General features: G+C 61.0%; 10 protein-coding genes. 8 read left to right on the top strand and 2 right to left on the bottom strand.

All coding sequences use genetic code 11. From position 1 onward, the window contains the following. Positions 1-43: 43 nt before the first annotated feature. From EN932_RS18410 to EN932_RS18390, 5 genes are read left to right on the top strand one after another with little or no spacing between them, the layout of a single operon-like run. Positions 44-886, top strand: coding sequence for a MaoC family dehydratase N-terminal domain-containing protein (locus EN932_RS18410; RefSeq protein ID WP_013893947.1), 843 nt, complete (start codon positions 44-46; stop codon positions 884-886). Beyond that, complete coding sequence (locus EN932_RS18405; protein WP_127368661.1) at positions 880-1,692, top strand: CoA ester lyase; 813 nt, start codon at positions 880-882, stop codon at positions 1,690-1,692. Before EN932_RS18410 ends, EN932_RS18405 begins: the two co-directional genes overlap by 7 nt. A 25-nt stretch (positions 1,693-1,717) precedes the next feature. Next, positions 1,718-3,409, top strand: a complete 1,692-nt coding sequence (locus EN932_RS18400; RefSeq protein WP_245465002.1) for an MmgE/PrpD family protein — start codon at positions 1,718-1,720, stop codon at positions 3,407-3,409. Further along, the gene (locus EN932_RS18395) at positions 3,402-4,358 is read left to right on the top strand and encodes a hypothetical protein (protein WP_127368660.1); all 957 of its coding nucleotides are present in this window, start codon (positions 3,402-3,404) and stop codon (positions 4,356-4,358) included. The genes EN932_RS18400 and EN932_RS18395 overlap by 8 nt, the downstream gene beginning before the upstream one ends. Positions 4,359-4,413: 55 nt before the next feature. Beyond that, positions 4,414-4,995 (top strand): restriction endonuclease, encoded by a 582-nt coding sequence (locus EN932_RS18390; RefSeq protein ID WP_164766090.1) that lies wholly within the window; start codon positions 4,414-4,416, stop codon positions 4,993-4,995. A gap of 504 nt (positions 4,996-5,499) precedes the next feature. Here the strand turns inward: EN932_RS18390 and EN932_RS18385 are convergent. Next, positions 5,500-5,736, bottom strand: coding sequence for a hypothetical protein (locus EN932_RS18385; protein ID WP_024503153.1), 237 nt, complete (start codon positions 5,734-5,736; stop codon positions 5,500-5,502). 130 nt (positions 5,737-5,866) lie between these two features. Further along, on the bottom strand, positions 5,867-6,856 hold the full coding sequence (locus EN932_RS18380; RefSeq protein ID WP_127368662.1) for a LysR family transcriptional regulator: 990 nt from the start codon (positions 6,854-6,856) through the stop codon (positions 5,867-5,869). A gap of 310 nt (positions 6,857-7,166) precedes the next feature. Here EN932_RS18380 and chvE point away from each other — a divergent pair, with 310 nt between their 5' ends. From chvE to EN932_RS18365, 3 genes are all read left to right on the top strand, one after another. Continuing rightward, a complete protein-coding gene (gene chvE, locus EN932_RS18375) occupies positions 7,167-8,237 on the top strand; it encodes a multiple monosaccharide ABC transporter substrate-binding protein (protein WP_024503154.1) in 1,071 nt (356 codons plus the stop codon). A gap of 123 nt (positions 8,238-8,360) precedes the next feature. Further along, on the top strand, positions 8,361-9,893 hold the full coding sequence (gene mmsA, locus EN932_RS18370; RefSeq protein ID WP_013533633.1) for a multiple monosaccharide ABC transporter ATP-binding protein: 1,533 nt from the start codon (positions 8,361-8,363) through the stop codon (positions 9,891-9,893). Continuing rightward, on the top strand, positions 9,890-10,945 hold a 1,056-nt coding region (locus EN932_RS18365), incomplete at its 3' end, for a sugar ABC transporter permease (RefSeq protein ID WP_164890528.1). The genes mmsA and EN932_RS18365, both read left to right, overlap by 4 nt.

The following is a 10,945-nucleotide window of genomic DNA, read 5'->3' as shown; positions in this document are numbered from 1 at the left end:
CGGACCGGATCCGGTCCGAATTCGCCGCCTGACGAGGGAGCCCATGACTCTGGACACGAGCACGCTGCAGGAATGGGTTGGACGCACCCACGAGGTCGAGGATGTTGTCACCCCGCGCCTGCTGGCCAGCTTTGACGCCACGCTCGGGGACCACGCAGCGCAAACCGCCGGGAGCACGGCCCCGCCCGGACTGCACTGGTGCCTGACGCCCGATATTGCCGACAGGCGCAAACTCGGACCTGACGGGCACCCCACCAAAGGCGGCTTCCTGCCGCCGGTGCCGCTTCCGCGCCGCATGTGGGCTGCCAGCGATGTCCGTTTCATAGCGCCGATCCGCTCCGGCGACCGCATCCGCCGTCGCTCGACATTGACCGCCATCGAGGAGAAGCAGGGCCGCACCGGCCCGCTCACCTTCGTCATGGTCCGGCACGACATTGCCAACGACGCTGGCCCGGTGATCGAGGAGGACCAGACCATTGCCTATCGCGCCGCCGGCGCTACGGCAGCGACCCCTGCCCCGCCGGGAACTCCACCCCCGGCGGCATCGAACGAGCGCTGGGTTGACGTGGATCCGGTGCTACTCTTTCGTTACTCCGCGCTGACGTTCAATGGGCATCGTATCCACTACGACGCGCCTTACGCCACAACGGTCGAGGGTTATCCCGGGCTCGTCATCCATGGCCCGCTGCAGGCGACGCTGCTCCTGAACTTTGCCACAGCCATTTTCGGCTCCTCGCCGCGCCGTTTCTCGTTCCGGGGCGTGCATCCGGCGACCAGACCGCAACGTCTGCTTCTGAGCGCAACGTGTCCGGGCAATGACGGCATGGCTCTCGAGGTACGGTCGGCCGACGGCCATGTGACGGTGAAGGCCACGGCGCAATGGTGAGCTTCGTCACGCCTGTCGTGCCGCTTTTCGTGCCGGGCTCGCGGCCGGACCGGTTTGCCAAGGCCGACAACAGCGGCGCGGATGCGGTCATTCTCGACCTTGAGGATGCCGTCGCTCCTGGCGACAAGGACCGCGCCCGGGACGCAGTTGTTGGTTATGCAGCCAGGCTGAAATCTCCAGTCATCGTCCGCATCAACCCCGTTGGCACCCCGTGGCACGAAGCGGACATCGACGCCGTGCGGCGCTTCGATGGCGTCTCCATTATGCTGTCCAAGGCCGAGCGCGCGGAAGACATTGCCGATATGGCCAGGCACATAACACGCAACGTATCCGTCATCGCGCTCGTCGAGAGTGCTGTCGGCCTCGCCAACCTGCCGGATATATTGGCGACGCCCGACGTCGTTGCCGTCGCTTTCGGCTCGGTCGACTTCTCGCTCGATCTCGGTTGCGCGCATGACCGGTTGACCCTGCTTGCGGCTCGCAACGAACTTGTCTGGCGCTCGCGCGCGGCTGGCCGTGCCGCGCCGATCGACGGCGTGACGACAGACCTGAGCAGTCCCGAAATCACCGAGGATGACGCCCGCCATGCTATGAAGATGGGCTTCGGTGGCAAGATGGCGATCCATCCGAGGCAGATCGAGCCGATTCGCGTTGCTTTTCGCCCGAGCGACAATGAAATCATCTGGGCACGTGACATCGTCGGCGCAGCTTCGTCCGGTGAAGCTGTCCAGGTGAACGGCGAAATGGTGGATCGGCCGGTCATCGAGCGCGCAAGGCGGATCCTGCGCCGGGCCGCTTTGGTCTAAAGGGCATGCAGATGAGGAACAGCGGATGAGCCTGGACACCGCCGATCGGCCGACAGCCAGGCTTTGCGCCTTCATCGCCGAGCTCGAGTTCGAGCAGATTCCGCCGCGCGTCGTTCGTTTCGCAAAAGGACTGATGATCGACTGGCTCGGCTCAACCCTCGCCGGCAAGGGCGCGCGCCAAGTCGAGATCATCGACGGCTTTGCTCGTGCAATGGGGCCGGCGGACGGCCCAAGTCTCGTCATCCCGACGAGACGACGCACGAGCCCCTACTTCGCGGCGATGGTCAATGCCGCGGCCTCCCATGTGGTGGAGCAGGACGACGTTCACAACGGCTCGGTCTTTCACCCGGCTGCGGTGATCTTTCCAGCCGTTTTGGCGGTTGCGGAAGCAGAGGGGAAGACCGGGCGTGAAATCCTGACTGCTTGCATCGCCGGCTACGAGGTTGGCATCCGGGTCGGAGAGTTCCTAGGGCGGTCACATTACCAGATCTTCCACACAACGGGCACGGCCGTCACTGTCGCCGCGGCCGCCGCTGTCGGGAAGTTGATCGGGCTGGACGCGGCCGGCATCAACCATGCACTGGGCTCCGCCAGTACCCAGGCAGCGGGGCTCTGGGAATTCCTGCGCGACGCCGCCGATTCCAAGCAGCTTCATACTGCGCGTGCGGCCGCCAACGGCCTGTGTGCTGCCTTCTTGGCTCGCGATGGCTTCAAGGGGGCCGCGCAGATCCTTGAAGGGAAGAAGGGCATGGCGGCCGGCATGTCCAGCGATGCCGTTCCGGCCCGTCTGACGGATGGCCTCGGCAGCCGTTGGGCAACGGAGGAGACATCCTTCAAATGGCATGCCTCCTGTCGCCACACCCATCCGGCAGCCGACGCACTTCAGCTGCTCATGCGCCGCGAGGGGCTCGGCCCGGACGACATCGCGGAGGTGGTCACCCAAGTCCACCAGGGCGCCATCGATGTCCTGGGTGCGGTGGACATCCCTCAGACGGTCCACCAGGCGAAGTTCTCCATGGGCACGGTATTGGGGCTCATCGCCGTCAATGGCGTCGCCGACCTCGACGCGTTCGAACGCCAGGCACTTGCCGACGCTGGCGTAACGCGCTTCCGCTCGAAGGTGCGTATGGAATTCGAGATCGACAGCCTTTACGCTATTGCTTCGTTGAATGACGTCTGCCGCCGCCTCGGCAAATCCATCGACCATTCGAGGGTCTGGAATATTCAAGCGATTCCGCCGACGCTTCGTGAAGCGCTGACGATTGCAGCGAAGCACGTCAACGATGATATCGTGCATCCGCCCACCGGCATCTCGAACATCTCGGAGTGGTGTAAGAAAGATCAGTGCTGGACTCGTTTGCAGGGCACGCTGGACAAGCTTGAGGCCGCTTTGCCTGACGAATTTTTCGAAGACCTCCTGTCGCTGGAAGAACAGGGCGAAGAGCGCAAGGACGCCAAAGTCACTCAGAAAATTGACAACGGAATCGAGGCGCAGAAGCGAGTTTTCGATATCCCTGCCCATCAGTGGAGGACGATCATGCAAGAACTGGGGCGCAAACGCGTGCTGACACCCAGAGAGACCGGCGTGCTGCAGGTTGCTGTGCAGATGCCCGCGAAGATTCCGACTGAAAAGCAGTGCCTTGTTCTCATAGGGGTGCTGGAGAAGGCCAGGAATGAGGGGCTGGTTGCGTTGGCAGCGGAGGAGGAGGATGCCTGAGATTCACCGCCATCAGCGCATCTCCTGCCGAGGCCGCCGGGCTGCTGGGCATATGACCCGCATTCAGTTTGATCTCGCATCCCTGAAGCTTTCGGACCTCGGCGCCATTGATTTGTCCGGAGCGGAGACGGTCGCCGTCCTAATCCCGATGCGCAGTATCGGCCGGACTAATGAGCATATCGATATATGCTGGGACTATGTGGAGGCATCATGGGCCGCGGAGAACATGGCGGCGGAAGCCGGCAGTGCCGAGGTAGCCGAGGAGTACTTCGCTGAGGCATATCTCACACGGCTGAGACTTACCCTGACGGATATCGGTCCGGGTTTCCGGGGACGGCTCGAAAATGTCGTCGTCGTGTTTCAGGCGCAACAGGACGACGGGTCAGGCGAAGGAGAGAGTTACCAAAGCCTACGCGACGCAATAGCTGATTACGAGGAATCGCTGGCCGACTGTGATCCACGTCTTCCGGAGCTGGTCGAATCCTACTTTGCCAACTTCCTTTCGGGCGCTATACACCAGATGCGCTATGATGCGCCGGATTACTACGACGAGCTGGTCAAAAAACATCCCGAGTATGAACTTGGCTTCCACAAGAGCCCTTACAGTGGCCGGCTGGGAGCAGACTGCTACGCTTCCATCGACAGCTGGCTCATTCCGAACGGTGTTGAGCTCGACACGTTCTTCTCTGCGACCGGGCAGAATTACCGCCGGGCCGATTTTGTGGCGGCCGAGGTGCTTGTCATCGCCGGAAAATCTTTTGTCCTTTCCGAAGGCATGGTCGCCTACTTTCCGATGAACCAGTACTTCAAGTCCCGGGTCTGCGCGGGATTCGCACGACGCCATGACGAGGGATATCTGGCCGCCCGATCAATTCGCATGGCTGGATGCGACCTTCACACACTCACCGGTCGGGGAGTACCTCAGGGAGGGCATGCCAGCGGGCCTTAGGGCCCCAGGGCCCCGCGGGGAATCATGTCTGGTTCACAACACCGGAACTCTGATTGTGGTGGATGATGGCACTGACACCCACGTTCTTTATGACACGAAACCGCTCGAAGAGCGGGCCACAAAGAACCTGTATGAAAGAATCTGCGATACGACCCGCTCTCTCACTGCGACGATGGGCCTCTCGGATTCTCTCACTCTCGATTGGAGAAGCCTTAATGACGAGCAATTTGAGCAGCTCTGCTACGATATCCTCTACGCTCATGCGATGTTTGATTCTTCGACAATCAGAAAGCTTGGCAGCTCGCGATCGAGAGACGGCGGACGCGATATCGAGATCATGGAAGCCGCGAGATCAGCCGGAAACAAGGGTCGTAAATGGATTTTTCAGTGCAAACTGACTCAGAGTAATTCGCTGGGCGCGACCAAAGTTCAGGATATCGGCGACATGGTCGATCTGCACGCAGCAGAGGGCTTTGGCGTGATGACCTCGGCGCTAATTGACGCGACGTTATATGATAAGATCGATGGCATCTGCGATAGACGTTCGATCAGGACTCTTAACTTCTCTGTTCTGGAACTAAACCGTGTTCTTGTCAGAAACCCGACGGTCAGGAAGCGATATTTTCCGGACTCGTGATTTAGGCAAGCTAGCTAAGCTCACGGGTGCGAAGCAGACTAGCTGCGTTTACGTATGGCAAACAATGACATATGAGTTCTCAGTTTCATCCTGCCGGGCGCGCCCGAGAGGATTCGAACCGCTGTCAGGTCTGAGGCAAAACATTAAAGGCTGTCTCTTCTGATTTCCCTTCAAGGCGATCAAAGTTACATCCTGAATGTCCGCTAACGATAACGGAAGAGCAAGGAGCTGCCGGTTCGCAATCATCCCCAATCAACCGCTGATCGCATCAAGCAGACGTGAACGGCAAATTTGAGGTCACATAAGAAGGGATAGCACCTGGTGAATGGAGGGCTTTTACGCGGTGCCAAACGGTATAACTTTGGTTTTACACTGTGGTTGATTTCGTTACGAATTTAAAGACCGGCAGGGTCCTTGTTTTACACGTAAGCCGTTGAAATCAGTGCAATAACACCAGCTTCCCGAGCTGAACGCGAGGGTTCGATTCCCGCTACCCGCTCCAGCCTAAGGCGTCAGAACCATTTCAGCGCCTGCCTGTTCGTCGAACACAACCGAGCAGCCTCTCGCCAGCGCCACCGTTGCGAGGGCGTTTGCCGCCGCGTCATCCGATGAAACGAAATCGCCGGTCAACACCCGCAATTCTTCCACGCCTTCAGCCATGGACACGAAATTGCCGACCGATCGATCGTGCTTGCAGGCCTCGATCACGCAAAGCAGGTCGATGATTTCGAAGCTGCGCATGTTCAGCCTCCAGAAGAAATCGTCCCTTGCAAGATCATGAACGCATCGGCGGGAAATAATGTTCCCAGTTCGCTTTCGCTGGCCTCGGCCTGGCGGCGCTTTCGCCGGAGAAGCTTACCTGATCCAGCCATCATCCCACTTCCCTCAGAATGAAGTCGTGCAGCATCTTGGCGGCCGGCGACAGCGCGCGATTCCTCACCGTGATCAGGCTGTAGGGCCTGACCTCGATGTCGAATTCGGTCTGGACGACGTCGATGGCGCCGGCCAGCCCGTCAGGGTTCTGGATGAATTTCGCCACCTGGACAGAGACCGGTGCGATGGCATCGGATTGCGCGACCATGACCAGGGTCAGGAGCAGCGAACTGGTGTTCAGGATACGGTCCGGCAAAGCGATGTTGCGGTTGAGGAAGTTGCTCTCCATCGCCTGGCGCAAGGGCGAGCCGCCAGACTGGAAGACCCAGTCATAGGCGGCGGTGTCTTCCAGCCGCACCACGCTGCCCCTGGTGAGCGGGTGGCCACGGCGCACGATCAGGCAGGCCTTCTCGACGCCGATGACACGGGATTCGAACAGCCGTGGGTTCAAGTCGTCAGGAATGCGCGCGATGATGAAGTCATGGCGCGTGGCGATCAGTTCGCGTGCCAGCACATTGGAGGTCTCGACCTGCATGGTGATCTCGATGCGCGGATAGATGCGGCGGATTTCACGAATTGCCGGCACCGCCAGCTCGATTGCCGGCGCGGTCACGGCACCCAGGAAAACCGAACCACCCTTGCCCGCCTTGAGCTCGGAAATCTCGCGGTCGACCTCGCGCATCTCCAGCAGGATCGAGCGCGCGCGCCTGGCCAAAGCCTTGCCGTACGGCGTCAAGGTGATGCCGCGCGGCAGCCTCTCGCACAGCTTGACCTCCAGCACCGCCTCCATCTCCGCGATCATGCGCGAGGCCGCCGGCTGCGAAATGTTCAGAACCTGGGCTGCCGCGCTGACCCGGCCATGGTCGTCGAGCGCGACGATCATGCGCATATGACGCAGACTGAGACCGCTGCGCAGCAGGGTTTCGCCATCGCCCGGTGCTTCTCTGTAACCATTTGAAGCTGTTGTCGGATTTCCTAGCCGCGCCATCGATTTCCCTGCCTTCTGCTTGTGTACGACCGACATCGGGTCAACCCGTCACGTCGCAATACCTATACCAACGATGATATAGCAACCATCAAAGATCGCATTTGACAGTTATGGCAAAGACCCACACCCTCCGCGCGTTCCAAGACGTGACGGTCGCCGACGAGAAAAATCGTATCGATTGAATCAGCGTCTCGGGGCCATGGGAGGATACCGGAGATCGATATGACGGCAGCGGTGCCTTGGCGCTTCTGCACGATTGCGCGGCCCGCGACCCCCGGGGTGCCGCGTCCATCAAACAGGGAGAGTTAAAGTGAAAATCATCAAGACACTGGCCGCCGTCGCGGCCCTTGGCATCGCTGCCATGACCTACTCGGCGCACGCAGCCGACAAGGGTCTCGTCGGCGTGCTGATGCCGACCAAGACCTCGCAGCGCTGGATCAATGACGGCGATGCCGTCAAGTCCCAGCTCGAGGCTCTCGGCTACACCGTCGACCTGCAATACGCGCAGGACGACATCCCCAACCAGCTCAGCCAGCTGGAAAACGAAATCACCAAAGGCCCGAAGGCGCTGATCATCGCCTCGATCGACGGCACCACCCTGTCGGATGCTCTGCAGAAGGCCGCTGACGCGGGCGTCGTCGTCGTCGCCTATGACCGCCTGATCAAGAAGACCGCCAATGTCGACTACTACACCACCTTCGACAATTTCGGCGTCGGCGTGATCCAGGCGAATTCGCTGGTCAAGGGCCTCAAGGAACGCTTCCCGAACACCAAGCCGTGGAACGTCGAACTGTTCGGCGGCTCGCCCGACGACAACAACGCCTTCTTCTTCTACAATGGCGCCATCTCCGTCCTGCAGCCGCTGATCGACGACGGCTCGATCAAGATCAAGTCCGGCCAGACCGGCATGGACAAGGTCGGCACGCTGCGTTGGCTCGCCGCCACCGCCCAGGCGCGCATGGACAATCTGCTGTCGGCCAACTATTCGGACGGCAGCCGCGTCGATGGCGTTCTGTCGCCCTATGACGGCCTGTCGCGCGGCATCACCGCCTCGCTGCGCGCCGTCGGCTACGGCACCGAGGCTCAGCCTTGGCCAATCGTGACCGGTCAGGACGCTGAGACCGCTTCGGTCAAGCTGATCATCTCGGGCGAGCAGTACTCGACCGTGTTCAAGGACACCCGCGAACTGGCCAAGGCCACCGTCCAGCTCGTCGACAAGGTGCTCTCGGGCGGCAAGCCGGACGGCCTCGATGAAAAGACCTACAACAACGACGTCAAGGTCGTTCCCTCGATCCTGCTGACGCCGCATGAAGTCGACAAGTCGAACTACCAGGCGCTGGTCGTCGACTCCGGCTACATCAAGGCCGACGAACTGAAGTAATCCCGGTTACAAAGTCAGGGGGTCCTGCGCAACGCAGGGCCCCTTTTCGTTCACCAGCGAGCCCGGTATTGTCACCGACCTCGCCGGCAATGTTTGCCGAGCTCTCAAGGAGCGGTAGTCCCCATGGCCCCGACGATTTTGGAGATGCGCGACATCACCAAGACGTTTCCCGGCGTGAAGGCGCTGTCGAACGTCAACCTCAGCGTCGAGGAAGGCGAGATCCACGCCGTGGTCGGCGAAAACGGCGCCGGCAAGTCGACGCTGATGAAGGTGCTGTCGGGCGTCTATCCCTCCGGCACCTATGACGGCCAGATCATCTTCCAAGGCCAGGAATGCCAGTTCAAGGGCATCCAGGACAGCGAACACAAGGGTATCGTCATCATCCACCAGGAGCTAGCGCTGGTGCCGATGCTGTCGATCGCCGAAAACATCTTCCTCGGCAACGAGCACGCGAAATTCGGCGTCATCGACTGGGACGCCAACGAGGAGCGCACCAGTGCGCTGTTGAAGAAGGTGGGCCTCAAGGAGGACCCCAAGACGCTGATCACCAATATCGGCGTCGGCAAGCAGCAGCTGGTCGAGATTGCCAAGGCGCTGAGCAAGGAGGTCAAGCTCCTGATCCTCGACGAGCCTACGGCATCGCTCAGCGAAAAGGACAGCCAGGCGCTGCTTGACCTGCTGCTCGAATTCAAGCGGCAAGGCATGACCTCGATCCTGATCTCGCACAAGCTCAACGAGATCAACCGGGTCGCCGACAAGGTGACGGTGATCCGTGACGGGCGCACCATCGAGACGCTGGCCAAGAAGGACATCTCCGAAGACCGCATCATCACCTCGATGGTCGGCCGTTCCCTCGACGACCGCTATCCGCCGCGCGAGCCTGATATCGGCGAGATCGTGTTCGAGGTGAAGAACTGGTCGGTCTATCACCCGCTCCATGCCGAGCGGCAGGTGATCAAGGGTATCGACATCAATGTGCGCAAGGGCGAAGTGGTGGGCATTGCCGGGCTGATGGGCGCCGGCCGCACCGAATTCGCCATGAGCCTGTTCGGCCGCTCCTACGGCCGCCGCATCACAGGCGAGGTGCTGCTCAAGGGCAAGCCGATCGATGTGTCCTCGGTAAGCAAGGCGGTCCAACACGGCATCGCCTACGTCACCGAGGATCGCAAGACCTACGGGCTCAACCTCATCGACCATATCAAGCACAACATCACGCTGGCCAATCTCGGCGGCGTGGCCCGCCACAGCGTGATCGACGACATGCGCGAGCTCGCCGTTGCCAACGACTATCGCAAGAAGACCAATATCCGCGCTTCCAGCGTCTATCAGTTGACCGGCAATCTTTCCGGCGGCAACCAGCAGAAGGTGGTGCTGTCGAAATGGCTGTTCGCCGACCCGGACGTGCTGATCCTCGACGAGCCGACACGCGGCATCGATGTCGGCGCCAAGTACGAAATCTACACGATCATCGCGCGACTCGCCTCGGAGGGTAAGGCGATCGTGGTCATCTCGTCGGAAATGCCGGAATTGCTCGGCATCACCGACCGCATCTACGTCATGAACGAAGGGCGCATCGTGGGCGAAATGCCCGCCGCAGAAGCAAGCCAGGAAAAAATAATGCGCGCCATCGTTCGTGGAGAAGGAAAAGCAGCATGAGCACCGAAAGCGCCCCCGCCCCGCACGGCAATGTCGCCGAAGAGCAGCGTCCACGCATCGCCGTCTCGGCGCTGGCGACGAACCTGCGCGAATACGGCCTGATCATCGCGCTGATCGTCATCATGCTGTTCTTCCAGTTCACCACGTCGGGAACGCTGTTCAAGCCGGTGAACCTGAGCAACCTGGTGCAGCAGAACTCGTTCATCATCGTGATGGCGCTGGGCATGCTGCTGGTGATCGTTTCCGGCTATATCGACCTCAGCGTCGGATCGGTCGCCGGTTTCATCGGCGCGCTGGCGGCAAACATGATGGTCATCTGGCAACTTGGACCGCTCAGCAATCCGCTGGTGGTTTCGATCATCTGCCTCGTCGTGGGCGGCCTGATCGGGGCGGCGCAAGGCTACTGGATCGCCTATCACAGAATACCGAGCTTCATCGTGACACTGGCCGGCATGCTGATCTTCCGCGGCATCTGCCAGGCGCTGCTCGGCGGCGGATCCTCGGTCGGTCCGCTTCCCGACGACTTCAAAATGCTCAGCTCGGGCTTCATCCCGGATGTCATCGGCCCGCTGACGCTGATCCCGCCGACGGTGAACGCGGCCGGCAAGACCATCATGGGCAGCGGCCTGACGCTGCACATGACGACGATCGTGCTGGGCCTGATCGCCGTGCTGGCCTATGCCTATTTCGGGGTGAGGACGCGTCGCAAGCGCGAACGCCATGGCTATGAGGCCGAGCCCTTTGCCCTGTTCGTCGTCAAGACGCTGGTCGCCAGCGCCCTGGCGCTGTTCCTGGTCTATGAGTTCGCCAGCTACAGAGGCCTGCCGGTCGTGCTGCTCGTCATGGGCGTGCTGATCTCGCTGTTCGTCTTCGTCACCAAGCGCATGACCATCGGCCGCCGTATCTACGCCATGGGCGGCAATGCCAAGGCCGCGCAGCTGTCAGGCATCAACACCGAGCGGCTGACGCTGATGGTGTTCATCAATATGGGCGTGCTGTCGGCGCTCGGCGGCCTGATCATCGCGGCGCGACTGGGACAGGCGGTGCCGGCC

The sequence above is a fragment of the Mesorhizobium sp. M7A.F.Ca.US.002.01.1.1 genome (genome assembly GCF_004022955.1).
Lineage (GTDB): Bacteria > Pseudomonadota > Alphaproteobacteria > Rhizobiales > Rhizobiaceae > Mesorhizobium > Mesorhizobium ciceri.
This window is presented reverse-complemented; position numbering and strand designations above follow the sequence as displayed.